The sequence below is a fragment of the Stenotrophomonas sp. YJH_SMC_25 genome (assembly GCF_059369595.1).
This window is the reverse complement of record NZ_JCAFSV010000011.1, coordinates 38,644-63,814: the sequence shown is the minus strand read 5'-3', so window position 1 is coordinate 63,814 and position 25,171 is coordinate 38,644. Positions and strand designations below refer to the sequence as shown.

Sequence of the window (25,171 nt, the reverse complement as noted above, 5' to 3'; positions counted from 1 at the left end):
CTGATGCGTCCGCTGGGCGCGAAACATAGCCGCTCAGGCGCCTGCCGACAAGTGCTGCGTTCGTCGCAGTCACTCCTGGGGCGGCAGTCCGGCCCGTTGGCGCAGCAGGCCCCGCTCCGCCTGGTTCTGGCTAAGTCTGGCGGCTTCGGCAAAAGCATGACGTGCGTCGAGGTCGCGCCCCAGCGCCTGTAGTATCTCCGCGCGGACGACCTCCAGAGGGGCATAGTCGCGCAGGCGTGCATCCACCAGCAGCGGCTGCAGTTGTGCCCACGCAGCGAACGCGCCCTCGCTGCGCAGCACCGCCACGACCCGATTCAAAGCGACAACCGGCGAAGGCATCACCTGCAGCAACCGGGTATAGAGCGAAGCGATACGTGGCCAGTCGGTGGCTTCAGCCCGACGCGCAGCCGCATGGCAGGCGGCGATGCGCGCCTGCAGTACATAGGGATCATCAGCACCACCGGCGGCCAGCGCGCGGGCCAGCACCTGCTGCCCGCGTTCGATCTGCAGCCAGTCCCAGCGCGCGCGGTTCTGCTGGTCCAGCAGCACCGGCGCGCCCTGCGCGTCGGTCCGTGCCGCAGCACGCGATGCCTGCAGTTCCATCAGTGCCAGCAGACCCAGCACCGGCGGCACCGGCAGCCGGTGCGCCAGGATGCGCGCGAGCCGCAGTGCCTCCTCGCACAGCGCCGGACGCATCCAGTCATCGCCGGCGCTGGCCGCGTAACCTTCATTGAAGACCAGGTAGATCGCCTCCAGCACCGAAGCCAGTCGCTCGGGCATCGCGTCCGCGCGCGGCACCTCATAGGGCACCTGCTTCTGCGCCAAGGTGCGCTTGGCGCGCACGATGCGCTGGGCGATGGTCGGCTCGGGCTGCAGGAACGCACGTGCGATCTCGACGGTGGTCAGGCCACCGAGCAGGCGCAGGGTCAGTGCCACCCGCGCATCGGCCGGCAGCACCGGATGGCAGGCCACGAACATCAACCGCAGCAGATCGTCACCCAGGTCATCCTCCAGCGCCTGGCTGTCATCCGGTGCCGGCAGCGCCGCTGGGTGCAGTTCCTCGCCCCACTGCGCATGCTGCTGCGCCACCCGCTGGTGTTGGCGCAGCACATCAATGGCACGGTTGCGCGCAGTGGTCATCAGCCAGGCTCCGGGGTTGTCCGGGATGCCCTGTTCCGGCCAGCGCTCCAGCGCGGCCAGCCAGGTGTCCTGGGCCAGCTCCTCGGCACGGCCGACATCGCCCCCGAGCAGCCGCGCCAGGCGCGCGATCAACACCGGCGATTCCATCCGCCAGAGGGTTTCCAGACGCTGCGTCAGTGCGGGATCGGGCATGCGCCGATCACAGCACGCACGCCCGGCCCGCACAAGCGCCGCAGCTCACGCTTCAACAATTGGCCTGAAGCCGCCCCAGAACATGCGCCTGGTATCGAACGGCATGTCCTTCGGGCCCAGCGACGCCAGCCGCGGGTCGGCCATTACCCTGGCGTTGATGCGGTCGCGCGCCGCGCGCGAACGGAACACCACGAAGGCGACGATCACCGTTTCGCCGGGCTTTGCCTTGACCGCACGCGGGAACGAGGTGCTCTTGCCCGGTTCCACATCGTCAGCCACGCATTCCATGTACTGCAGCGCGCCATGGTCCTTCCACACCGCACCGGCCTTGCGGGCAAGGCGGCGGTAGGCCGCCACCTTGTCCTGTGGGCACGGCAGCACGTAAGCATCCACGTAAGCCATGAGGGTTCTCCCTTGCGGCGGCCGTCAGCCCGGCTCGCCGTCCATGTGTGCGATTTCCCAGAGATGGCCATCCAGGTCCTGGAAGCCGCGCTGGTACATGAAGCCATAGTCGCGCGCCGGTTGCGGTTCGCTGGCACCTGCAGCCAGTGCCTTGTCCACCAACTCGTCAACTGCCTTGCGACTGGGGGCCGAGAGCGCATTGATCACTTCCGTGTGAGTGTGTGCATCGGCAATCGGCTTGTTGGTGAACTGCTGGAAAAAAGGTTGGGTCAGCAGCATCACGTAGATGCTCTCGCTGATGACCATGCCAGCCGCATCGTCATTGGTGTAGGTGGGATTGAAGCTGTAGCCCAACGCGGTGAAGAACGCCTTCGACTTCTCCAGGTCCTGCACGGGCAGGTTGACGAAGATCATCTGCGGTTGTGGTGCGCTCATCGGTGAAGCTCCTTGTGGATGAAAGAAAGGGAGGAATCAGGGTTGCTTCATGCAGTTGACCATCCACGGCTTGCCGTAGCGGTCGATCAGCATGCCCCAGCGGTGCGCCCAGAACGTTTCAGCGATCGGCATCTGCACCTGGCCACCTTCGGCCAGCGCCGCGAACACGCGCTCGGCTTCCTCGATGCTGTCGACGTCGACATTGATGGTGGTCGAACCACCCTCGCCACCGCCGGGACCGTCGGCCGCCATCACGATGGCGCTGCCGATTTCCAGCTGGCTGTGCGCGACGTGGTCCAGGGTTTCCGGCGGCATTTCGTTGCAGCCCGGCGAGCCGTCGGAGGGCGGCATGTCGCGGTACTTCATTTCCGAGGTGACCTGGCCACCCAGCGCCTTGGCGTAGAACGCCATCGCCTCATGGGCCTGGCCGCTGAAGCCGAGGAAGGGAATCAGTTTCATGGCAATACTCCGTTGTGCGGTTCAGGGCAGTAGTGCCGGGTCGTGCCCGGCAGGGAGATGAATCGGGTCAACCTTCCAGCTGTGCACGCAGACGCTGTTCCTGCTGCCGTAAGTCGGGGGTGAAGGCTTCACCGAAGTCTTCGGCTGAAATCAGCGGACGCAGCTCCAGCGTGCCGCCACTGTTGAACGGCGCACGGCTGGCCCATTCAACGGCCTCCTCCAGCGACCGCACCTCCCACAGCCAGAAGCCGGCGATCTGTTCGCTGGCAGGACCGAACGGACCGGCCTCGACCTTGGGTGCCCCGCCGCCGAAATGAATGCGACGGCCGCGCTGGGTGGCGTGCAGGCCTTCACCGGCCAGCATGATGCCGGCGGCCACGAGTTGCTCGTTGAAGGCGCCCATTTCGGACAATTCCTGTTCACTGGGCATGCGGCCGGCTTCGGAGTCGGCGTTGGCCTTCACGATCACCATCACTTTCATTGCGGTCTCCCGTGGGGACGCGTGGTGCGTTCCCTTCATTGGGTACAACGAACCAGGGGGCTGGGAATCGACACGTCTGTTGGAAATTTTTTTCTTGCGCGGAAAGCGTGCCTTCGGCGAGGGTCGGCGAACGGCGGAGCCCCTCCGTGGTGGGGTGGGTTTGGTCGCTGAAAGCTCGGGTTCATGGGTTTGGCCGGGTGGGTAGGCAGGGCAGGGGACGCTGCAAGTACGTCCATGTAAGCTCGGTCGCCGCATCCATGCGGCTCACGCCCCTGCCCTGCCTACCCACCCGGCCTTGGACAGTTTCCTGCCACCGGCGCACACCACGGGAAGATCAAGAAAAAAGGCAGAAGCAAAAGCAAAAACAACGGCGGTTGGCTGGCGGCCTCGGCTTTGCGAGCGAAGCGACCCGCTTTTGCTCTTGTTTGTGATTTTCCGTGGTGGATCAGCTGCAGAGATCTGTCCAAGGCCGGGTGGGTAGGCGGGGCGGGGGTGTCCGCGGCATGGATGCCGCGGCCAAGCCCCCATGGACGGGTTTACGGCGTCCCCCGACCCGCCAACCCACCCGGCCAACCGCCAGAAACCCAGCTTTCAGCTACCAACCCAACCCCACCACGGAGGGGCTCCGCCGTTCGCCGGTCCCCGCCGAAGGCGCCGCCTCCCGCGCTGCAACATGCCCACGCGCAATCCTGCGCGATCATGGACACTCCGCCCCCGCCAGGACCGTGCCATGCAGCAGTACCTGCTTCTGATCTACATCGAGCCTGCCCTGCTGCAGGCCCTGCCCACCGAAGAATTCAACGCGCTGATGCGCGACTGCCTGGCCCACGCCGACAAGCTGCAGGCCGAGGGCACGCTGCTGGCCGCGCAGAAGCTGCAACCGGTCGACACCGCGCAGACCCTGCGCGTGCGCGATGGCCACAGCCGTGTACTGGATGGCCCGTTCGCCGAAACCCGCGAACTGCTGGCCGGCTTCAACCTGATCGTCGCCCGCGACCGCGACGAAGCCATGCGCATCGCCCGCGACTTCCCATGGGCGCGCTTCGGCAGCATCGAGGTGCGGCCGCTGGAAGACATGGACGCCGAGCGCGAACGCTGCGGCGCCCCGGCTGCGGCTATGGCAGCAGCCGTACCCTGATCTCGCGCGGGCCCACGCCTTCGTTACCGCTGTAGTCGCGCACGCTGGCGCGCACGATGTACTCGCCCGGCGGCAGCGCCGCCGGCTGCCAGCGCCCGGTTTCCATCAGGCCATCACGCACGGTGTTGGTAGCCAGGTAACGGAACCGGGTCACCGCACTGCCATGCACGGTGATACCGCTGTCCGGTGCGTAGGCCACGCGCACCGCTTCCTTCTGCGGCGGCATGCGGTTGAACACGATGTTCCAGCGCGGCTGCTCGTAACCCTGCAGCGGCTGTCCGCCGGCATCGAGGATCTGGTAGCCCACCTGGTACATGCCCAGGCGACGACGCGGCAGGTTGTTGTCGACCTGGTCCCAGGCCTCGATCACGATCTGCACGCCGCGGCCCTGGCGCGCCACCATTACCACGCCATCGCTGCCGGCGGCCATCGGCTGGTCGTTGTCGTCCAGCAGCGCCACATCGGTGATGCGCGGTGCGAAGTGGTCGGCGTAGTTGTGGAAGCCCAGCGCCACGGCATTGGTCTCGAAACCACCGGTACCCACGGCCAGGTGCACGTGCGCCTGGTTGTTGATGCTGCCCAGGCGGTCGCCGACGTGGATGCGCATGCCGCGGCGCACGCGCATCCGCTCCAGCTTGCCCTGCTCGTCATACAACGCCTGCCAGCGCGCATCGTAGGGCTCATCGCGCGGGGTGCGGCCGACCCGCATGTGGATGTACTTGAGGCGGTCCACCGCCAGGCCCTCGGCCTGCTCACCCAGGTTCCAGGCGGCCACCGGGCTGCTGATCTTGCCCTCGGCAATCGCCAGTACGGTCTGGCCCACATCACCGCGCACGTCGAAACCGCCATGCAGGTGGTGGCGGCTCTCGCCAGTGAAGTTGCCGCGCACCTCACCCAACGTACCGACCACTTCATGCCAACCGTCCTGCGGTGCCAGCGGCCAGCGACCGCCCGTCTCCGGCAACGCCGCATCGGCAGCCGGGCCGACCAGTGCCGGTGCCGGTAGTTCGCCCACCGGCAGCGGGCGCAGGCGATGCAGACGGTAGCTGGCGGCGTCGGCCACCAGCACGCTGCCATCGGCATCCATCGCCAGCCCGCTGGGGCGGGCCAGGCGCGGCAGGCGACCATTGCCAACCAGCGCGATCTGGTGACCCTGCGGCGTCACCTGCACGATGCGGCCATCAAGATCGCCCACGTACAGCACGCCATCGTGGGTGGTGGCCAGCGACAGCGGCCCATTGATCACGCCACCGGCGGCGACCACGGTGCTGACCGTGCCGTCGGCGCCTACGCGGCGCACCGCGTTGTTGAACAGGTCGGCCACCAGCAGCGCGCCCTGCGCATCGAAGGCCAACGCCACCGGCGTGTCGAAGCGCGCAGCGGCGCCCACGCCATCGGCCAGGCCCGGCCGATCGCCGCCGGCCAGGGTGCGCACCATGCCGTCGGTGCCGATCACCCGGATGCGGTCATTGAAGGTGTCGGCCACGTAGACCTGGCCCTGCGCATCCACTGCGATGCCCATCGGCGCATCGAAGCGTGCCTGCACGGCAGGGCCATCGGCGTGGCCCTGTTCGCCACCGGCCAGCGTGGTCACCTGGCCATCGGTGCCGATGCGGCGGATGGCATGGTTGCCGGTGTCGGCCACATACAGGTTACCCTGCGCGTCGGCGGCAATGCCCGAAGGCGTATTGAAACTGGCCTGCAGTGCCGGGCCATCAACGCGCCCTTCGCCCTGCCCGGCCACCGTTTCAACGCGACCATCGGGCAAGCGGCGGCGGATCCGGTTGTTGTCGCCGGCATCGGTGAAATAGACGCTGCCATCGGCACTGCGCAGCAACGCGTACGGATCGGCGAAACGTGCCTGCGCGGACGCGCCATCGCGGTCACCCGGGTGGCCATCGCCGGCCAGCGGTTCGATCTGCGCGGTCCACGCCAGCGGCGTTGGAACCGGACCCGCCGGTTCAGCCAGCGTATGCAGCGGTGTCTCCCACCAGGTTGCGGCCAATGCCACTACCGTCGCCAATGCTACGCCTGCCGCCATCCATTGCCACCGTGCCATCGTGCTGCGCTGCCTGCCTGCTGTCTGAAGAGGCACCGACAATAGTCGCTGAACGCACGATCCGCCATGGCCAATCGCGCGGTCAAACGCCAGAGTTCCATCCGTCGCGCTTGTTCTCGCTGGCTGCAGCGGGTTCAATGCGGTTCCCACGGATGGAAATCCTCCATGCCCCGCATCCTCCCCGTCGCCGCCCTGCTGTTTGCCGCATTGGCCAGCACATCCGCCACTGCTTCGATCACGGTGGTGCCGCAGAAGCCGTCCGTCACCGCCGATGCGATGCACCAGGCCTATGCCACGCGATGGGATGAAGCCATCCAGCAGTCGCGCAGTGGCAACACGCTGGGCGCACTGATCGCAATGGAACGGCTGATGGAAGATCCGATGCTGGATGACTTCGATGCCGAACACCGCGGCCGCGCCGCGCAGGTGGCCGGCTGGACCGCAATGGTGCAGAAGAAGCCGGATCAGGCCCGCCGCTACCTGCAGCGCGCACAGGAAGCACTGCCGGACGACGCGCAGATCCTGCTGACCCTGGTCTCGGTGGAACTGTCCGAGAACCAACCGGCACCTGCCACGAAGCACCTGGTGCAGGCGCTGAAGCATGCCGACGCGCCGTTGCCGGTGGACCACCACGCGATCAACTACCTGCAGTTCCGCCTGCGGGACCAGCCCCAGCAGCGCATGGAACTGCTGCAGGCGCTGTTCGACAACGGCTGGAAGAGCGGCGGCCTGGAACCCACCGGGCTGTGGCTGGCACTGGCCACGCTGCAGGCCGACAACGGCCGTGGCGACAGGATTCCCGCCACGCTGGCGCGCATCACCGGCCCCGCCGAGATCATCCGCCTGCGCAGTGACAAGCGGTTTGATCGCTATGTCGACCGCGCCGATGCCCGCTTCGATCCGGTGCAGGCTGCACAGAAACACCTCGACGAACTGCGGGTCTCCGGCCTGCTCGACCGGGCGCTGGACGCACGCATGGCCGAGTTCAGCAGTACGCTGCTGATGCTGGACCGCAACGAGGAAGTGCTGGCACTGACCGATGGCATGGCCGGTGCGGCGGCCGAAGGTGAGTCGCCCTCGGCGGCGGAAGCCGAATGGGTGGCATGGCTGCTCAACAGCCGGCTTACGGCGCTGCGCCGGTTGGGCCGTACCGACGATGCGCTGGCCACAGCCAGGCTGGCCGCACGCATCGGTGCGCTGGGCCCGGATGGTGCCGAGCACCAGTTCAACGTCGGCTTCGTGCTCAGTTCGCTGGGCCGCATGCAGGACGCTGCTGCCGCAGTGAATGACATGCCAGGCCTGGCCGGTTACGGCAAGGCGGCCCAGGCACTGCTGCAGTTCGCTGCCGCCCGCCAACGCGGCGATGCCCAGGCACTGGAAGCCGCCCGCTCGGTGATCCTTGCCCAGCGCGACGACGCACGCCTGTTCCATCGCGAGATGCTGCTGGACGAAGGCAACCTGGACGGCGCAGCCGCAGTGCTGATCGAACAGCTGCGCTCCCCCACCGACCGTGGCGAGACGCTGGCCTCCCTGCAGGACATGCGCACCTACCCCTCGCTGCCCGGTGACGTGAAGATCGATGCGGCCTGGCGTGCGCTGAAGCAGCGCGCCGACGTGCAGGCCGAGGTGGCACGCGTCGGCCGCATTGAGCGCTACGACCTGGTCAGCACCTCGACCTCGCGCTGAGCCGATGTCCTGTGGCGCCGAGCGTGGGCTCGGCACTACACCTTCCGCCTAGCGGGCTGGCACTTCGGTACGGATGCCCATCGCTTCGCGGTAGCGCGCGTACAGCGCCATCACCTTGTCCACATAGGCCAGGGTTTCGGCGTAGGGCGGCACGCCCTTGTAGCGGGTGACTGCACCGATGCCCGCGTTGTAGGCGGCCGCCGCCAACGGGCGATCGCCGTTGTAGCGGCGCAGCAGCGCGCGCATGTAGCGCGCGCCGCCCTCGATCGACTGCTGCGGCGAGAACGGATCGCGCACGCCATATTCCTGTGCGGTCTCCGGCATCAACTGCATCACGCCCTGTGCGCCCTTGGTCGAGACCGCCAGCGCATCGAAGTTGCTTTCGGCATGGGCAATCGCGCGCAGCCATGCGTCATCGACACCCGTGGCCTTGGCCGCGGCCTTGAACTGCTTGGCGTGCTGCGCCAACTGCGGCTTGCTGACCTTGCCCAGGCCTTCGTGGGCAGGTTCGCCCGGCGGCGTGGCCACTGTGAACTTCAGGAACACCCGCGAGCCGGGCAGGTTGCGGGTGGAGTAGACCAGCACGCCATCCTGCTCGCGCTCGTACAGCACGCCGCTGAACACGCCCATGTTGCCCCACAGGTTCGGGGTCTGGATGGCGTTGTCGTCGATTTCCTTCGGGGTGCAGCGTGAACCGGGTTCCGGCGCGGTGGCCAGGCTGACGGTGTTGCCCTGCACGCAGCGGTAGACGGTGCGCGCGGCGGCCAGCCCGGGCCACAGGCTGGGCAGCAGCAACAGCGCAAGCAGGAGAGGGTGACGGGACATGGCGGCCGGATCATCCGGCCGCGCCCGCTAATGTTGGGTGAATGGGGGCCGGCAGGGCTGCGCCCTGCACCCGCGCCGGCGCCGGCGCCGGCGGCGGTAGAGTCGACTGTCAGTCGACTATCGCGCGCAGCGCGGGGTTTTCCGGTGGCCCACGGGAGAGCAGTCGACTAACAGTCGACTCTACCGACGTTCCCGATTTCCGGCATTGCCGCCCCCCGCATCCCCGGTCATTTTGCCGCCCTCCGACGCACCCAATACCCCACGCCCAGCAGCACGAACCACACCGGGCTGGCGATCAACGCCTGGCGGGTGTCGGCCTGCAGGCTCAGCAGCACCAGCACGGCGGCGAAGAACACCAGGCAGGCCCAGCACATGGCAACACCGCCGGGCATCTTGAAGATCGATGCGGCATGGCGCTCCGGGTAGCGACGGCGATAGGCCATGTAGGCCACCAGAATCAGCGACCAGACGAAGATGAACAGCACCGTCGCCAGCGTCGTCACCAGGGTGAAGGCGGTCACCAGGTTCGGAATCAGGTAGATCAGCAGCGTGCCACCGAGCAGGCACAGGCACGAGAACAGCAGGCCACGGGCCGGCACGGCGGCGCGTGACAACTTCGACAACCCGCGCGGGGCGTGGCCCTCTTCGGCCAGGCCGTACAACATGCGGCTGGTGGAGAAGATGCCGCTGTTGGCCGAGGACGTGGCCGAGGTCAGCACCACGAAATTGATCAGGCTGGCGGCGGCAGGGATGCCGGCGAGCACGAACAGCTGCACGAACGGGCTCTTGTCCGGCACCACCTGGCGCCACGGGGTGACGGCCATGATCGCGATCAGCGCCAGCACGTAGAAGATGATGATGCGCACCGGGATCGAGTTGATCGCATTGGGCAGGTTGCGCTCGGGGTCGGCGGTTTCGGCGGCGGTGGTGCCGACCAGCTCGATGCCGACAAAGGCGAACACCGCAATCTGGAAGCCGGCGAAGAAACCGACCAGGCCCATCGGGAACATGCCGCCGTCGTTCCACAGGTTCGACAGCGACGCGGTGTGGCCGCTGGGCGAGGTGAAGCCCCACGCCACCAGGCCGGCGCCGGTGATGATCAGCGCGCAGATCGCCACGATCTTGATCAGCGCGAACCAGAATTCCATTTCGCCGAACAGCTTCACCGTCACCAGGTTCAGCGACAGCAGCAGCATCACGCACGCCAGCGCCGGCTTCCAGGCGTCAAGCCCGGGGAACCAGAACTGCGCGTAGGCGGCAATGGCGATCACATCGGCAATGGCGGTGACGATCCAGCAGAACCAGTACGTCCATCCACAGAAGAAGCCGGCCCAGGGGCCGAGCAGATCGGTGGAGAAATCGATGAAGGATTTGTACTGCAGGTTGGACAGCAGCAGCTCGCCCATCGCGCGCATCACGAAGAACAGCATCGCGCCGATGATCAGGTAAACGAAGACGATGGACGGGCCGGCCAGGCTGATGGTCTTGCCTGAGCCCATGAACAGGCCGGTGCCGATGGCACCACCGATGGCGATCAGTTGCAGGTGGCGGTTGGACAGGCTACGGCGCAGGTGCTCGGGGGGCGTTGCGGGCTCGGTCATGGGCGCGGGCAAAAGGGCGGGCGAAGCGTTCGACGGTAGTCCTCCACAGGCCGGAGCGCCAGCGCCGGATGGGCCAATCCCGTCAAACTTCGCCGCTTTCATCACAATGTGACCGAATACCGGATTCATCCCATTCCGCCCGGCCCGGCGCCATGCTCAGATAGCCGCACCTGCCCAAGGATCGGCCCGACCATGCGCCCTGCCCCGCCCGCCCCGCTGGAGTCCCGGCCATGAGCCGGCTGCGCGTGATCATCGGCGGCACCGCACTGGCGCTGCTGGCCGCAGCCGTGCCGATCGCGGTGATGGCCTACGCCACCTGGGACCGTGCGGTCAGTGTCGAGCAGCAGCGCCTGCGCGACATCGCCGGCCGCACCCTGCGCCGCGCCGACCAGTCCTACCTGGAAGCGCTGGCCGCGTTGAAGTCCGCCGAGGCCGGCGCCTACGATCCGTGCGGGCCGGACCACATCCGGCGCATGCAGACGCTGGTGATGACCTCGCCGTCGGTCGACCAGATGGGCTACTTCGAGGGTGGCAAGCTGCGCTGCACGTCGTGGGGCCCGTTCCTGTCCGACGTCAACCAGCCCAGGTCCGACCACGTCACCAGTGATGGCGCCGGCATCGCCGTGGATGTGCGCCCCGAGGCAAGCGGACGGCGCCAGGTCCTGTCGATCCTGTATGGCAACTACGACGTGCTGGTCGATCCGCGCCGCTTCGTCGATGTCATCGCCGACCCGAACGTGCGCCTTGCCCTGGCCAGCCCGGACGGCCGCCTCCTGGCCAGGCAGGACGGCATGGATCCGGCATTGCTGGAGACCCTGCTGCGCGCGCCCGGTGAGGGCCTGGACCACAACACCCTGTACGCCACCGCGCGCAACGAAGAGTGGCTGGCGATCGCAACCACGCCACGTACCGCGCTTGCCGCGACCTTCCGCCAGCAGGCCTGGCTGTTCGTGCCGATCGGCGTTCTGCTGGCCGCCATCGGTGCCGGCCTGGTGATCTGGCTGTCGCGTCGCCGCCTGTCCCTGCGCGGCGAGCTGGCCACGGCGATCCGCCGCCGCGAGCTGTACCTGCACTATCAACCCATCATCGAACTGGATACCGGCATCTGCGTCGGCGCCGAGGCACTGGTGCGCTGGCAGCGCCCGGATGGCACCCAGGTGCGGCCGGACCTGTTCATTCCGCTGGCCGAAGAGGCCGGCATGATCGCCGCAGTCACCGATCTGGTGATCGAGAACGTGGTGCGCGACATGCGCGAACTGCTGGTGGCCGACCGCAGCGCGCACATTGCGATCAACCTGGCCGCCGAAGACATCAGCAGCGGCCGTGCGCTGAAGATGATCTCCAAGCACATGGCCGGCAGCGGCATCCTGCCGCAGCAGATCTGGATGGAAGCCACCGAACGCGGTTTCCTCGATCTGGACCGCGCCCGCACGATGCTGGCACAGGCACGTCGGGCCGGGCACAGCGTGGCCATTGATGATTTCGGCGTCGGCTTCTCCAGCCTGCAGTACCTGGAGCAGCTGCCGCTTGACGCGCTGAAGATCGACAAGTCGTTCATCGATGCGATCGGCACCGAGAGCGCGACCAGCCCGGTGACGCCGCACATCATCGACATGGCCAAGGAGCTGGGCCTGTGGGTGGTGGCCGAGGGCGTGGAAACCGAGGCACAGCTGGCGTACCTGCATACCCGGAAGGTCGAGTTCGCGCAGGGCTGGCTGTTCTCGCGGCCGCTGCCACGGGATGAGTTCGTGGCGTTCCACCACAAGCGGCAGCAGCGCTATGGCGCGGCGCGGGAGCACATGCAGAATCCGCGCAGCGTGCCGATCGAGCGTGAGGGAGTGGAGTAGGACGGCGAACGGCGGAGCCCCTCGTGGCGGGTCGCGTATTGCTATCCCAGGGTTGGCCGGGACGGTCGGGTTCGCGGGGGACGCCGTAAACCCGTCCGTGGGGGTTTGGCCGCGGCATCCATGCCGCGGACACCCCCGCGAACCCAACCGTCCCGGCCTCTGACAGGTTCCGGCGGCGTCCCGCCACGGAATCAACGGAAGAAGGCAAAAGCAAAGGCAAACGCGGGTCGCTGCGCTCGGTGGATCCACGCCATGCGTGGATGGCGGGGACCACGGTAGTGCCGGCCGCTGGCCGGCACCTCCGTAACGTTTGCTCTGGGCCTACGCCCAGGCCTTCGGCCGTGCCAGCAGCCACGCCACGCTCACCGCCAGCAGCAGCAACGGCAGCCATCCCAACTGGTTCGGGCCGCCCGCCTGCAGCAGCACACCCCCTGCAACGCCTCCGGCGGCGATGGCGAGGTTCCAGCCGGTCACCAGCATCGACTGCGCCAGATCCGCGGCGGCACCCGCACGCCGTGCCAATGCGGTCTGGAACAACGTAGGCACCGCACCGAAGGCCACGCCCCACAGGATCGTCGCCAGCAGCAGCGCGGTCGCGTCGCCCGGCCACAACAGCAGGGTCAGCACCGGCACGATGAAGCCGATCACCGCCGCCCACACCAGCGTGCGCAGATGACGGTCCACGCCCCAGCCGGCAATGCCGATGCCGGCGATGGCGGCCACGCCAAAGGCCAGCAGCAGGCGGTCCAGCCACGGGCCGGCGCCGGCCTCCACCGCCAGCGGTTCGATGTAGGTGTAGAGCACGTTGTGCGCCAGCACGTACAGCACCATCACCAGCAGTGCACTGCGCACGCCCGGCATGCGCCACACCGTGCCCAGCGGTATGCGCCGGCCAGCACCGGCGGCGGGCAAGGCCGGCAGTGCCCAACGCGCATACGCCAGCAGCCCCACGCCCAGCACGCTCATCAGCGCGAACGCCCAACGCCAGCCGATCTGCTGGCCCAGCAAGGTGCCCGCCGGTACGCCCAGTGACAGCGCCAGCGGCGATCCGACCATCGCCACCGCGATTGCCCTGCCCTGCAGCGACGGCACCACCATGCGCGCGGCGTAACCGGCCACCAGCGACCACAGCAGGCCACCACTCACGCCGGCCAGGAAACGCGCGGCCAGGATCAGCGGATAGCTGCTGCTCAGTGCGGTCAGCGTGTTGACCAGCACGAAGCCGGCAATCGCAGCGAGCAGCAAGGGGCGTCGTGGCAGGCGCTGGGTCAGTGCGGTCATCGGCAAGGCGGCCATCACCGAGCCCAGTGCGTACACGCTGACCAGCTGGCCGACCGCCGCATCACTCACACCGAGGCTGTCGCCCATCGGCCGCAGTACACCGGCCGGCAGGGTCTCGGTCAGCAGAGTGATGAAGCCGCCACCGGCCAACGCCAGCAGGCCGGCCCATGGCAGGTGCGTGGCTTCACCGGCGGGGCTGGCTGCATCGATGGCATGGCCGCTCATCGCACGGTCCCCACATCGGTATACACCGCATCGCGCAGTTGATCGACGAAGGCACCGTCCATGCCTTCGTACAGGGTGTTGGTCAGCGCCACCACGCTCAGCCCGCGCACAGGATCGACAAACCAGCTGTGCCCGTAGGCACCGCCCCAACGCCATGTACCTGCGTTCTGCGGCGTGCCGCTTGCGGCCGCATTGCGCAGCACCGCAAAGCCCAGGCCGAAGCCCCAGCCGGCCGGTTCCGGCGGTCCCTGCTCGCCGACCTGCGGGCTGGCCATCTCCGCTGCCAGTGCGGGCGGCAGCAGCCCTGAACGCTGCACATCACGCAAGGCTTCCAGCACCGCCATCACGTCGTCGGCGGTACCGACCAGGCCGGCCCCGGCCGAGGGGAAACGGCTGGCATCGGTGGCGCGCGCGAGGCTGTATTCGATGCCGACCGTACCCTCAAACGGAGCGACCACCTCGCCTTCCTGCAGGCGATGCGGCTGCGGCGCGTCGCTTACATAGGGGGTGGCCAAGCGTGCCGCGTCGCGCGCAGCAAAGGCGGTGTCGCGCAGGCCCAGCGGTGCGGCCAACAAGCGCTCGTACAGTGCCTGCAGGGTTTCACCCGTCGCTGCTTCGGCAACGGCACCGGCAACGTCCACGCCCAGCGAGTAGAGCCATTGGCTGCCCGGTGCGAACAGCAGTGGCGCCTGCGCGATGCGGCGCACGTTGTCGGCCAGGGAGAGCGGGTTCGCGTCCAGGCCATCGCTGACCCCAGCGCGCGCATACGGGCCGTCGGCATCGGCTTCGAGGAAGCGATAGCCCAACCCGCTACTGTGGCTGAGCAGTTGGCGCAGGCTGATCGGCGGCGTGCTGCCGTCGGCCAGTGCCGGGCGGAAGTCCGGCAGCCAGCGCTGCACCGGCATATCGAGGTCGAGCACGCCCTCTGCTACCAGGCGCAGGATCACCGTGGTCAGCAGCGGCTTGCTGACCGATGCCAGCCGGAACAACTGGTCGCGCTGCATCGGCGTTGCCGTCTCGCGATCGGCCAGCCCGGTCGCGCTGGCGTGGCGCAGCACACCGTGCTCGCGCACCAGCACCACCGCACCGACCAGGCGCTGCGGGTGCACCTGCTGCAGCAGCCGCTGCACCGATGGCAGTGTCGGCGTGGGTTCAAGGGAAGGAGTGGCATTCATCGCGGGAATCCGTGGGGAGAGGCCCGCCACGTTAGGCAGCACGGCGCAGCGCAAAAAGCCGGTTGCCGCTCCGGGCATCATGGACCGTGCAGTCCGCAATCGGCATGATGGCCGGAACTGCAAGGCCGCAACGGTCCCAACGCCACCCCGCACCACAGTGTTGCGATGGCGGAGCCGTCCACTACGGCCGCGCCGACCTACCCTGCCGCTTTCATCGCCCACACGCCCATGTCAGTCCTGGACAACCTCGCCAACCTGCAGACCTTCGTGCACGCGGCCGATACCCGCAGCTTCGTCGAGACCGGGCGCCTGCAGGGCATCTCGGCCTCGGCCGCTGGCAAATGCGTTGCCCGCCTGGAGCATGCGCTGGGCGTGCGCCTGTTCCACCGCAGCACGCGCAGCATCACCCTCACCGCCGAAGGCCAGCTGTTCCTGGCGCGTTGCCGGCGCATCCTCGACGAGCGCGATGCCGCACGCACCGAGCTGGCACAACCGCACGCCACGCCTCGCGGCACGCTGCGCATCGGCCTGCCGTTGGTGGGCGACCTGACCCTGCCGCTGATGGCCGAGTTCATGGCGGCCTATCCCGATATCCGCCTCGACCTCGATTTCAGCGATCGGTTGGTCGACGTCATCGAGGAAGGATTCGATGCCGTGCTGCGCGTCGGCGAGCCCAGCGACTCACGCATGAACGCACGACGCCTGGGTGTATTTCCACGCCGCATCGTCGCCTCACCCGCCTACCTGCAGCGGCGCGGCACGCCGCGCACACCGGCCGATCTGATGCAGCACACGCTGCTGCACTATCGCTTCCCCAGTACCGGCAAGCTGGAACTGTGGCCGATCCACTGGCCCGACCAGGAAACACCGCAGGAGCTGCCGGTGCACATGGTGGCCAACACCATCGAAGCGCGGGTAGCGCTGGCACTGCGCGATATCGGCCTGGCGTTCGTGCCCGTGCACTCGGTGCGCGATGCACTGGCCGACGGCCGGCTGGTCACCGTTCTGGACGAGCACGTGCACTCCTGCGGCATCTTCCACCTGCTGTGGCCCTCCGGCCGCCACGTGCTTCCGAAGCTGCGGGTGTTCATCGACTTCGTCAGCCCGCGCCTGGAAACCGTGCCCTAGGAGATCGATCCACCCCATGCCCGGCCCACAGTAGATCCACGCCATGCGTGGATGCCTTTATAGAGTCGCGCCATCAAACCATTCAGCCAGCCCCGCTATACTGGCCCCTCATTCCTCCCAGAGGCTCGCGACCAATGCGCCATTGATGCCGCCGTCTTCCCACCAGACGGCCTGACTCTTCCCGCCCCTGCGCGCAGGGGAGAACCCGGCATCCATGGAGGTCGCATGACCCCGCATTCCCTCACGCTCGATCGCGTATCGTATCGATTGGCCGACGGCCGCCCGCTGTTCTCCGATCTGACGTTTTCCTTCGAACCGGTCGCCACCGGCCTGGTCGGTGCCAATGGCGCCGGCAAGAGCGTGCTCGCACGCCTGCTGGCCGGACGGTTGCTGCCCGACAATGGCCAGGTGCGCGGCACCGGCCGCGTGTTCCTGTTGCCGACGCCCGGCTATCCACCCGCCGGCACGGTCGGTGAACTGGCCGGCGTCGGCGCGGAACTGGCCGCACTGCAACGCATCGAAGCCGGCAGCGTGGACGAGGCCGACTTCGCCTGCGTCGGCGACCGCTGGGATCTGCGCGAACGCCTGCAGCAGCAATGGCAGGCGCTTCGGCTGCCCGACGATCTCGATCCCGCCCAGCCGGCCGCGCGCCTCAGTGGTGGCCAGGCCATGCAGGTCGCGCTGTCCGGTGCCTGGGCCAGCGGTGCCGATTGGCTGATCCTGGACGAACCCAGCAACCACCTCGATGCACGCCATCGCCAACAGCTGTACGAACAGCTGCAGCAGTGGCGCGGTGGCCTGCTGGTGATCAGTCATGATCGCGAGCTGCTGGCGCACATGCAGCAGATCGTCGAGCTCGATGGGCGCGGGCTGCATCGTTACGGCGGACCGTGGCAGCACTATGCCGATGCGCGCGCCGCCGAGCGCGAAGCCGCCGCCGCCCAGCTCGACCATGCGCGCGCCCAGCACCGCCAGCAGCAACGCAGCGCGCGCGAACAGCACGAACGGCAACAACAACGCCAGGCGCGTGGCAACCGCGATGCGAAGCAGGCCAACCAAGCCCCGATCCTGCTCGGCCGGCAGAAGCAGCGCGCCGAGGCCAGCCACGGCCGCGCACAACAGGTGCAGGCCGAACGCCTGCAAGCCAGTACGGAGCAGCTGCGCGCAGCGGCATCGGCGGTACACGCGGCGCCGGAACTGGCACTGTTCGCCGGTGCGGGTGAACGTGGCAGCACGCGCCTGCTACAGGCCGAGGCGCTGGTGCTGCCACATGGCTGCAGTGCCCCGTTGCAGCTGGAGATCCGCCGCGGCCAGCGCATCGCCGTGGTCGGTGACAACGGCAGCGGCAAATCGACCCTGCTGCGTGTGTTGGCCGGCCAGCTGCCTGCACGCAGTGGCGCCGTGCAACGGCATGCGCCACTGGCCCTGCTCGACCAGCAGCTGCTGGGGCTGTCGGGCGAGCGCAGCATCCTCGACACCGTGCAGGCCGCCAACCCGGGCGCGGACCCAGGCGAGCTGCGCACGCGGCTGGCCCTGCTCGGGCTGGATGCACAGCGCATCCAGCGGGCAGCCCACAGCCTCAGCGATGGCGAACGCGTGAAAGGTGCGCTGGCCAGCGTGCTGTACGCCGATCCCGCGCCCCAGCTGTTGCTGTTGGACGAACCCGGCAATGCGCTGGACCTGAGCGCATTGCAGGCATTGGAGGAACTGCTTGCGGCGTGGCCGGGCGCGCTGGTGATGGTGAGCCACGACCGGCACCTGCTGCAGGCATTGCGACCGACCCACGTGCTGCAGGTGAGCACCGGGGGCTGGCAGTGGCGCGACAGTCTGTAGAGTCAAGCCATGCTCGACTCCGCCATGCATCCATCCACGCATGACGTATCGACCAGGGGGTAGTGCCGGCCGCTGGCCGGCAACCCATGGATCCTCAATGCACCGTCAACGCTTCCACACCGGGAACGCCTGCGGCAACTGCTGCCACAGCAATGGCCCCGCACGCAGCTCCTGGTCGTTGAGCAGACACGCATCCAGCTTCGAGCGCACCGCGCGCTCATCCATGTGCACGCCAATCACCACCAGTTCCTGGCGACGGTCGCCCCACAAGGGATGCCACAGCCGCTGCATCGCCGTGTGCGCTGCCGCATCCGGGAATTCTTCCGGCCCCGGCAGCGGCGCGCTCCAGCAGTCGGCCTGCTGCCGCGCCCATCCCAAGTCGCTGTAAGGCAGCGGCGTGGGCGGCAACAACGGCGCGGTGTCTTCCAGCCCGGCCCGCACGCGGTCACGTGCGGCGTACCAGAAGCCCGCCGCCTGCGTGCGCGTCGCAGCGCCCACGGTGTTCAGCTCACCCACCCAGTCCATGCGGTTGGCCAGCCAGAACCAGCCTTTGCTGCGGATCACGCCGGGCATGCCGGACTGCAGCGCGCGGGCGAAGCGCGCCGGGTGGAACGGACGTCGCGAGCGGTAGACGAAGCTGCCGATGCCGTACTCCTCGGTTTCCGGTGTGTGCTCGCCCCGCAGTTCCTTCACCCAGCCCGGCGCGCGTTGCGCACGCTCCATGTCGAAGCGACCGGTATCCAGCAGCTCGGCCAGCGGCACATCGCCGAAGCTGGACAGCAGCAGCTTCGCGTCGCGGTTCAGGCCACGCAACACGGCCAGCGTGTCCTGCAACGCTTCGTCATCCACCTGGTCCACCTTGCTGACCACTATCACGTCGGCGAACTCGACCTGCTCGCATAGCAGGTCAACCACACCTCGATCATCCTCCGGGCCGGCCTGTTGGCCGCGCTCGGCCAGTCGCGACGTCGAGCCGAAGTCGGCAAGGAACGCGCTGCCGTCGACCACCGTCACCATCGTGTCCAGCCGCGCGATATCACTCAGGCTGAAGCCATGTTCGTCGCGCACCGCGAAGGTGGCCGCCACCGGCATCGGCTCGCCGATGCCCGTCGATTCGATCAGCAGATAGTCATAGCGGCCCGCATCGGCCAGGCGCCGCACTTCCTGCAGCAGGTCGTCGCGCAGCGTGCAGCAGATGCAGCCGTTGCTGAATTCCACCAGCGTCTCTTCAGTGCGGCGCAGCTCGGCGCCACCTTCGCGCACCAGCTGCGCATCGATGTTGACCTCGCTCATGTCGTTGACGATGACCGCCACGCGCAGGCCCTCGCGGTTGCGCAGGATCTGGTTGAGCAGGGTGGTCTTGCCGGCCCCGAGGAAGCCGGACAGCACGGTGACCGGAAGGCGACGGTCGGCGCGGGAAACAGTGTTCATGTCGGAGCGGGTTGGCTGCGGAACAGGAATGTTACTGTATAACACTTAATGCGCAAGGAACCTCCCCCGATGAAGTCGCCTTCTGCCGCCCTGCTTGATGCCGGCGCGGTCGCCCTGTCCAGCCTGTGCCTGCTGCACTGCCTGGCGCTGCCCCTGCTGGCCGCCGCGCTTCCCCTGTTCGGCACCTGGGCCGAGGCGGAATGGGTGCACCTGCTGTTCGTGACCATCGCCCTGCCACTGACCGGCTACGCGCTATGGCGCGCCGAGCGCCGTCACCCGCTGCCCGTACTGGCCTGGGCCGCCGCCGGCGTCGGTCTGGGCCTGTTGCTGGCCGGCGCGCTGTCCTTACCCTCACACGACTGGGAAACACCGATGACGGTCACCGGCAGCCTGCTGCTGGCCGCAACGCATCTCTGGAACGCGCGGCACCGGCACGGGTAGTGCCGGCCGCTGGCCGGCAACCCCATGAACTTCGAACGCCACGGGTAGTGCCGGCCGCTGGCCGGCAATCCCCCTGCTATTTGCCGTAGCGGCGCAGCAGCTCCACCAGCACTTCGGCCTCGTCCGCCCGCTGCTGCGGGTCATCAGCACCCACCACGTGTTCCTGCAGGTGCTCGTGCAGCAGCTCCATCAGCAGGCTGTGGGCGGCACCGCGCACGGCGGCAACCTGCACCAGCACGTCCGCACAGTCGCCGGCCTCACCCTCGGGCCTGTCCAGCGCCTGCTCCAATGCCGCCACCTGGCCCGCGATGCGGCGTACCCGGGTCAGCAGCTGCTTTCGATTCTTGTGTACATGCGCCATGGCCGGATCATATACCCTATGGGGGTATCCACTCCAGCTACCGCCGCCATGCACTTGGACGCCCTCGCCGCCGCCCGTCGCCACGAACACCGCTTCGACGACGGCAATCCGCTGGCCGAACGCAATACCCGCCGCGCCCTGTGGCTCACCGTCGGCATGATGCTGGTGGAGATCGTCGGCGGCTGGTGGTTCAACTCCATGGCCGTGCTCGCCGACGGCTGGCACATGAGCTCGCACGCGCTGGCGCTGGGCTTGGCGGTGTTCGCCTACCGCTGCGCGCGCCGCTACGCGCACGACCCGCGCTTCGCCTTCGGCACCTGGAAGATCGAGATCCTGGCCGGCTACACCAGCGCCATCGCCCTGCTCGGCGTCGCCGCGCTGATGGCCGTGCAGTCACTGCAGCGGCTGTGGGTACCGGCGCCGATCCACTACAACGAAGCCATCGCCATCGCTGTGGTAGGCCTGGGCGTGAACCTGCTCTGCGCATGGTGGCTGCATGACAGCCCGGGCCACGCGCATCACCACCACGGGCATGACCATGGCGATCATCACGGGCATGACCACCAACACCACGATCACGGCCATGCGCACGGTCACGACCTCAATCTGCGCTCGGCCTACGTGCACGTGCTGGCCGACGCCGCCACCTCGGTGCTGGCCATCGTCGCCCTGCTCGGCGGCAAGCTGCTGGGCCTGACCTGGCTGGACCCGGTGATGGGCCTGGTCGGCGCCGTGCTGGTGACGGTGTGGGCGGTGGGCCTGCTGCGCGACAGTGGCCGCATCCTGCTCGACGCGCAGATGGACGCACCGGTGGTGGCCGAAGTTCGCGAAGTGATCGAACAGGGCCCCTGGCCGGCGCGCCTGGCCGACCTGCACGTCTGGCAGGTCGGTCGCGGCAAGTACGCGGTCAGCGCCAGCGTGGTTACCAGCGACGCCCGTCTGGATGCGGATACCGTGCGCAACGCACTGGCTATCCATGAAGAGCTGGTGCATGTCACCGTGGAGATCCACCGCAGCGCGTGATCCACGCCGGGTAGTGCCGGCCGCTGGCCGGCAACCTCATGAGCTTCGGACCCAAACTGCAGTTGCCGGCCAGCGGCCGGCACTACCCTAGAGCTTCAACATCATCCGCAGCAGGTACATCAGCAGCGGCAGCGCACTCAGCACCGCACCACCGATGCCGATCCACGGCCAGCGCTCGCCGCGCACGCGCGAGGCCACCGCCAGGCCGCAGCCCACCAGTGCCGCGCCCAGCACGCCCACGCCCAATCCCGCAGCCATGCCACTGCCGCCTGCGGCCACCGCCGCCTGCGCCGCCAATGTGCCGGCTCCCCAACCCACAGCGATCCCCAGCCAACTGGCCATGCCGCACCACGGTGCCTTGCCCTGCGCCATCCCAAAACCCCTTTGTTCTTGCCGAATTTCTGTACGGGCGACGCCCGAGTGCTGCCTACACTAGCCGCACCTGCCCTGTAGGGACATCCCATGCGCATGCTCCGCCTGCTGCTGCCCGGTGCCGTCCTGCTGCTCACCGCCTGCAGTGGCGATGCCGGGCTTCCTTTCAGCGCCGATCCGTTGCAGGGCTGCTTCGCCACCGGTGCACGCAAACCGGCCGACTTCCGCATCGACAGGGAAGGCGGCCAGTACTTCGTCTCCTTCAGCCGCGGCGACCAGTGGCAGCGCGAGCCGAATGCCCTGCACAAGGCCACCCGCAGCGAGATCAGCCGCTACTTCCGCGATGACGCCGAGCAGATCGACAGCGCGTTGATCCGCATGGCGGGCGGCTTCGGCATCTTCCACTTCAACAAGGACGCGACGTTGAAGGGCAAGGCCAGTGATAGTGACTACATGGCGTTGATGCTGATCGGTGCTGGGCCGGTGTATGCGGTGAAGTGCCCGTAAGACGCAGTGATTCTGATGGCGGCTCAGGGCACTATGGGCGCATCCTGTCCTCTTTGAGGAGCGATGCCAATGCTGCTGTTTCTGCTGCTTGCGGTAAGCGTGCCGAAGACCCAGGGGGCCTATGACGAAGTCCGGCAGCTGCCCGATGGCCAGACCCTCATCATGCGCACCCTGAACTGGGATCTCGGTGATGGTCGCCACGAGCGCGTTACCGTGCATTGGCTGCTGCAGGAAGACGGCAGCCTGCGCTACGACTTTGATCGGCAGCCACCGGAAACCCAGGACGTCCATCGTCGGTCGTGCGCGCTGCAGGGCATGCAGCCCTCACGCGGCGTCAACATGATTTCAGGAGAAGGAGCCACGCACGGCTTCAGCTGCACCAGCCAGCGGTAGCGCCGAGCCCTCGCTCGGCTCCTCCCATCTACATCCACGCATGGCGTGGCTCTACTGCAGCAGCCACACGTGGCCCCGGCAACAGCTGCGGTACCATGCCCTCCCCCGAACCGCCCCGGTACCCGCCGTGCCCCATTACACCGGCCCCCTGCTGACCCGCGACAGCGCCGATACCCTGCGCCGTGCCCATGACAAGGGCGCTGCCGACTGGCAGGGCTCGCTCGACCTCGGCCGCAGCGAGGACAGCGTGGCGCTGGATGCCGACGGCTTCCGCTTCCGTGGCCAGCCCTACCCGTGGCCGGGCAAGCTGAAGGACCGCACGCTGTACTACTGGGACGGCGAGGACTTCGCACCGATCTCGCGCTACAGCGGCTCGCTGATCAAGCTGGTGCCGACCGAATGGGGCGCACCGACCTTCGAGATCGACGGCATCAAGATGCTGCCGACCTCCAAGCTGTCACCGTTCGAGGACGCGCGTCGCAAGGTGGAGCTGGTCGCCCCGGCCGGCAAGGTCATCCTCGATACCTGCGGTGGCCTGGGCTACTTCGCCGCCTGCGCGCTGGAGGCCGGCGTCGGCCAGATCCGTTCGTTCGAGAAGAATGCCGACGTGATGTGGCTGCGCACGCTCAACCCGTGGTCGCCGGATCCGGAATCGGCTGCGGCTGGTGGCCGCCTGCAATTCAGCCACGGCGATGTCTCGCAGCAGATCGAACAGATGGCCAGCAACAGCGTCGACGCGATCCTGCACGACCCGCCGCGCTTCGGCATCGCCGGCGAACTGTACTCGCAGGTGTTCTACGACCATCTCGCCCGCGTCATCCGAAAGGGCGGTCGCCTGTTCCACTACACCGGCGCGCCGAACAAGCTGACCAGCGGCCGCGACGTGCCGCGTGAAGTGGCCAAGCGCCTGGAAAAGGCCGGCTTCAAGGCCGAACTGGCGCTTGACGGCGTGCTGGCCGTCAAGCGCTGAGCCTCATTCCGAGTCCACCTTCGCCAGCTTCATCACCCACTTCGGCACTTCCGGTTCACCGGCGTAGAAGTCCTTCGGTTTCTTCTCCGCCATCGCCCAGCGGTGCAGCCAGCTCGGGCCGTAGCGACCGCTGTAGCCCTCGGCGCCCCGCGCATAGGCCGGGTCACGTATCGCTTCGTCCAGCGAAATGAAGCGATAGCCGCGCCGCTTCGTCGCCGCCACCAGTTCGGCGAACGTGGCTGCATTGAGTTCGTTCGCATGCATCAGCCAGACCTGCGGCAGCGCGTAGCCCAGCAGCGCTTGCGACTGCTTCTCGTAGTAGTCCAGCTTGTTCAGCATATACGGCACATAGCCCTTGCGCAGCTGCGCCAGCGTCGCCTCGCGCGCCGGGGAATCCGGCTGCTCGTTCATCACGTTGGCATAGGCGAACGCCCACACCCACTCGCCGTTGTCGACCGTCACCGGTGCCACGCGGTAGCCATGCTGCTTGAAGAACACGTCCATCTGCGCGCGTTCTTCCGGCGTGCGCCCGGCACGCAGATAGGGGTGACGCATCCACTGCGGCTTCAGCCCGCGCTCGGCCAGCAACGGCCGCAGCACCGCCTCGCCACGCAGGAAATCCTGCTGGAACGCAGGCACGCCCTTGGCGTTCAGGTCCATGTGCGAGTAGGTGTGGTTGCCCAGCACATAGCCGGCGTCCAGCCAGTCGCGCAGCATCTGCACCCGCGCCGGCTGCACCTGCCCATCGATCTCTAGCTTGTTCTCGTTGACGAAGCCGACTACCGGCACACCCGCCTGGTGCAGCTGCGCCATCAGCGCTTCGTGCCGCGCCTGAAGATCCGGCGGAACGATCTCGTCAACCCGCGCCCAGGGCAGGTCGTCGATGGTCACCGCGATACGGCGATCCACCTCGTTGGCGTGTACCGCCAACGAGCAGAGCAGTAGCGGTACAGCACGCAGCAACCAACGCATCAGCACATCCTTGCAGGAGCGAAGCGCAGACTGTAGCGCGATTGCGGGCGCGTGGTCGGTCACACCCCCTCAGGGGCTGGGCGACTGCACCTGACGTTCGCGCACGATCGCCCGCCACAGCATGAATCCTGCAGCCATTGCCACCAGCATCAACGCGACCAGCACCAGGGCAAGGTCATCGGGATTGCGCAGCAGCGGCGCATGCTCATGGGTGAGGATCTCGAACACCACCTGCTGCGCCTGTGCCAGCGGCAACCGGCCCTGTTCGCCCAGTTCCACCAGGCACGCCGCTGGGGACAGCTTGGCCACGCTGGTCCACGCCATGTCGTACAGATGCAATGCCCTGAGGGCCAGCGCCAGGATCGCGGCGTGCAGGGCCATCACCCCCCAGTTGGCGCGTCGCAGGCGTTCGGACAGACGCCCCAGGCGGTAGACGCTGATCGACATCGCGCCCAGCAACGCCAGTATCACCCCCGCCATCGGAATCCACTGCAACGGTTGCCATGGTGCAAGCGCAGCGGACCGCGCCAGCAGCTGTTCTGCAACCTGCATGCGCGCGACAGGATCAGGCCCACCGCATGCGTCATCCACCGGCTCCAGCAGCAATCCCACGCGGTAGTGGAAGAAGCCGGCTGCAAGGGCTACCGCCAGCAGCGCCACCACCTGCAGTGCCAGCAGAATCGGGCCAGGACCACAGATACGACAGAAGCGGGCAGCAGCAGAGACCATCGGTTCATCCGTGACAACAAAGGACCATCCTAACCAAGCGCCCTGTGCTTGTCGGCTGGCGGATA

At 67.7% G+C, this 25,171-nt stretch carries 25 protein-coding genes; 10 read left to right on the top strand and 15 right to left on the bottom strand.

What is annotated here, in order from left to right:
* Positions 1–69 precede the first annotated feature (69 nt).
* The 5 genes from AC5P7E_RS15645 to AC5P7E_RS15625 all read right to left on the bottom strand — a co-directional run bounded on the left by AC5P7E_RS15645 (position 70) and on the right by AC5P7E_RS15625 (position 3,109).
* Positions 70–1,332 carry an RNA polymerase sigma factor gene (locus AC5P7E_RS15645; RefSeq protein WP_043033941.1) on the bottom strand — a complete coding sequence of 421 codons (1,263 nt, stop codon included), beginning with the start codon at positions 1,330–1,332 and terminating at the stop codon, positions 70–72.
* 45 nt (positions 1,333–1,377) lie between these two features.
* Complete coding sequence (locus tag AC5P7E_RS15640; protein ID WP_043033942.1) at positions 1,378–1,734, bottom strand: DUF1428 domain-containing protein; 357 nt, start codon at positions 1,732–1,734, stop codon at positions 1,378–1,380.
* A gap of 24 nt (positions 1,735–1,758) precedes the next feature.
* Positions 1,759–2,169, bottom strand: coding sequence for a VOC family protein (locus AC5P7E_RS15635; RefSeq protein WP_005415091.1), 411 nt, complete (start codon positions 2,167–2,169; stop codon positions 1,759–1,761).
* A gap of 36 nt (positions 2,170–2,205) precedes the next feature.
* Positions 2,206–2,628, bottom strand: coding sequence for a VOC family protein (locus AC5P7E_RS15630; protein ID WP_005407887.1), 423 nt, complete (start codon positions 2,626–2,628; stop codon positions 2,206–2,208).
* 67 nt (positions 2,629–2,695) lie between these two features.
* Complete coding sequence (locus AC5P7E_RS15625; protein WP_114618946.1) at positions 2,696–3,109, bottom strand: YciI family protein; 414 nt, start codon at positions 3,107–3,109, stop codon at positions 2,696–2,698.
* A gap of 730 nt (positions 3,110–3,839) precedes the next feature.
* Between AC5P7E_RS15625 and AC5P7E_RS15620 the strand changes: the two genes are divergently transcribed.
* Complete coding sequence (locus tag AC5P7E_RS15620) at positions 3,840–4,247, top strand: YciI family protein (protein ID WP_004153945.1); 408 nt, start codon at positions 3,840–3,842, stop codon at positions 4,245–4,247.
* Here the strand turns inward: AC5P7E_RS15620 and AC5P7E_RS15615 are convergent.
* Entirely contained in the window at positions 4,225–6,306 is a 2,082-nt protein-coding gene (locus AC5P7E_RS15615) for an NHL repeat-containing protein (RefSeq protein ID WP_114618945.1), read from the bottom strand. The genes AC5P7E_RS15620 and AC5P7E_RS15615 overlap by 23 nt on opposite strands.
* A 165-nt stretch (positions 6,307–6,471) precedes the next feature.
* On the opposite strand from AC5P7E_RS15615, the gene AC5P7E_RS15610 reads away from it, so the two are divergent.
* Positions 6,472–7,992 carry a tetratricopeptide repeat protein gene (locus AC5P7E_RS15610; protein WP_099526879.1) on the top strand — a complete coding sequence of 507 codons (1,521 nt, stop codon included), beginning with the start codon at positions 6,472–6,474 and terminating at the stop codon, positions 7,990–7,992.
* A gap of 48 nt (positions 7,993–8,040) precedes the next feature.
* Here the strand turns inward: AC5P7E_RS15610 and AC5P7E_RS15605 are convergent, their stop codons facing one another.
* Positions 8,041–8,817 (bottom strand): lytic transglycosylase domain-containing protein, encoded by a 777-nt coding sequence (locus AC5P7E_RS15605; protein ID WP_060381182.1) that lies wholly within the window; start codon positions 8,815–8,817, stop codon positions 8,041–8,043.
* Positions 8,818–9,044: 227 nt separating this feature from the next.
* Entirely contained in the window at positions 9,045–10,418 is a 1,374-nt protein-coding gene (cycA, locus tag AC5P7E_RS15600) for a D-serine/D-alanine/glycine transporter (protein WP_114618944.1), read from the bottom strand.
* 230 nt (positions 10,419–10,648) lie between these two features.
* On the opposite strand from cycA, the gene AC5P7E_RS15595 reads away from it, so the two are divergent.
* The gene (locus AC5P7E_RS15595) at positions 10,649–12,265 is read left to right on the top strand and encodes an EAL domain-containing protein (protein WP_005412097.1); all 1,617 of its coding nucleotides are present in this window, start codon (positions 10,649–10,651) and stop codon (positions 12,263–12,265) included.
* A 321-nt stretch (positions 12,266–12,586) separates the two neighbouring features.
* Here AC5P7E_RS15595 and AC5P7E_RS15590 read toward each other — a convergent pair whose 3' ends face one another.
* A complete protein-coding gene (locus AC5P7E_RS15590; RefSeq protein WP_111173792.1) occupies positions 12,587–13,771 on the bottom strand; it encodes an MFS transporter in 1,185 nt (394 codons plus the stop codon).
* Positions 13,768–14,946 (bottom strand): serine hydrolase domain-containing protein, encoded by a 1,179-nt coding sequence (locus AC5P7E_RS15585; protein ID WP_114618943.1) that lies wholly within the window; start codon positions 14,944–14,946, stop codon positions 13,768–13,770. Before AC5P7E_RS15585 ends, AC5P7E_RS15590 begins: the two co-directional genes overlap by 4 nt.
* A 228-nt stretch (positions 14,947–15,174) precedes the next feature.
* On the opposite strand from AC5P7E_RS15585, the gene AC5P7E_RS15580 reads away from it, so the two are divergent.
* Positions 15,175–16,074: a LysR family transcriptional regulator gene (locus AC5P7E_RS15580; protein ID WP_114618967.1), complete on the top strand. Its 900-nt coding sequence runs from the start codon at positions 15,175–15,177 to the stop codon at positions 16,072–16,074.
* Between the two features lie 225 nt (positions 16,075–16,299).
* Positions 16,300–17,907: an ATP-binding cassette domain-containing protein gene (locus AC5P7E_RS15575; RefSeq protein WP_197596214.1), complete on the top strand. Its 1,608-nt coding sequence runs from the start codon at positions 16,300–16,302 to the stop codon at positions 17,905–17,907.
* Between the two features lie 105 nt (positions 17,908–18,012).
* Here AC5P7E_RS15575 and AC5P7E_RS15570 read toward each other — a convergent pair whose 3' ends face one another.
* Positions 18,013–19,338 carry a GTP-binding protein gene (locus AC5P7E_RS15570; RefSeq protein ID WP_012478997.1) on the bottom strand — a complete coding sequence of 442 codons (1,326 nt, stop codon included), beginning with the start codon at positions 19,336–19,338 and terminating at the stop codon, positions 18,013–18,015.
* A gap of 69 nt (positions 19,339–19,407) precedes the next feature.
* Here AC5P7E_RS15570 and AC5P7E_RS15565 point away from each other — a divergent pair, with 69 nt between their 5' ends.
* Positions 19,408–19,779 (top strand): MerC domain-containing protein, encoded by a 372-nt coding sequence (locus AC5P7E_RS15565; protein WP_114618941.1) that lies wholly within the window; start codon positions 19,408–19,410, stop codon positions 19,777–19,779.
* 76 nt (positions 19,780–19,855) lie between these two features.
* Here AC5P7E_RS15565 and AC5P7E_RS15560 read toward each other — a convergent pair whose 3' ends face one another.
* On the bottom strand, positions 19,856–20,140 hold the full coding sequence (locus AC5P7E_RS15560; protein WP_114618940.1) for a metal/formaldehyde-sensitive transcriptional repressor: 285 nt from the start codon (positions 20,138–20,140) through the stop codon (positions 19,856–19,858).
* A 48-nt stretch (positions 20,141–20,188) separates the two neighbouring features.
* Here AC5P7E_RS15560 and dmeF point away from each other — a divergent pair, with 48 nt between their 5' ends.
* Positions 20,189–21,163 (top strand): CDF family Co(II)/Ni(II) efflux transporter DmeF, encoded by a 975-nt coding sequence (gene dmeF, locus AC5P7E_RS15555; protein WP_114618939.1) that lies wholly within the window; start codon positions 20,189–20,191, stop codon positions 21,161–21,163.
* 87 nt (positions 21,164–21,250) lie between these two features.
* On the opposite strand, the gene AC5P7E_RS15550 is transcribed toward dmeF, so the two are convergent.
* Positions 21,251–21,535 carry a hypothetical protein gene (locus AC5P7E_RS15550; protein ID WP_099497469.1) on the bottom strand — a complete coding sequence of 95 codons (285 nt, stop codon included), beginning with the start codon at positions 21,533–21,535 and terminating at the stop codon, positions 21,251–21,253.
* Positions 21,536–21,625: 90 nt separating this feature from the next.
* Between AC5P7E_RS15550 and AC5P7E_RS15545 the strand changes: the two genes are divergently transcribed.
* From AC5P7E_RS15545 to AC5P7E_RS15535, 3 genes are all read left to right on the top strand, one after another.
* Entirely contained in the window at positions 21,626–22,042 is a 417-nt protein-coding gene (locus tag AC5P7E_RS15545) for a hypothetical protein (protein WP_049459186.1), read from the top strand.
* A gap of 69 nt (positions 22,043–22,111) precedes the next feature.
* Positions 22,112–22,435, top strand: coding sequence for a hypothetical protein (locus AC5P7E_RS15540; protein WP_114618938.1), 324 nt, complete (start codon positions 22,112–22,114; stop codon positions 22,433–22,435).
* Between the two features lie 127 nt (positions 22,436–22,562).
* A complete protein-coding gene (locus AC5P7E_RS15535; protein ID WP_099524784.1) occupies positions 22,563–23,405 on the top strand; it encodes a class I SAM-dependent methyltransferase in 843 nt (280 codons plus the stop codon).
* A 3-nt stretch (positions 23,406–23,408) separates the two neighbouring features.
* Here AC5P7E_RS15535 and AC5P7E_RS15530 read toward each other — a convergent pair whose 3' ends face one another.
* Both AC5P7E_RS15530 and AC5P7E_RS15525 read right to left on the bottom strand, forming a co-directional pair.
* Entirely contained in the window at positions 23,409–24,377 is a 969-nt protein-coding gene (locus tag AC5P7E_RS15530; protein ID WP_114618937.1) for a polysaccharide deacetylase family protein, read from the bottom strand.
* Between the two features lie 69 nt (positions 24,378–24,446).
* On the bottom strand, positions 24,447–25,106 hold the full coding sequence (locus AC5P7E_RS15525) for a hypothetical protein (RefSeq protein ID WP_024958108.1): 660 nt from the start codon (positions 25,104–25,106) through the stop codon (positions 24,447–24,449).
* Positions 25,107–25,171: the final 65 nt, after the last annotated feature.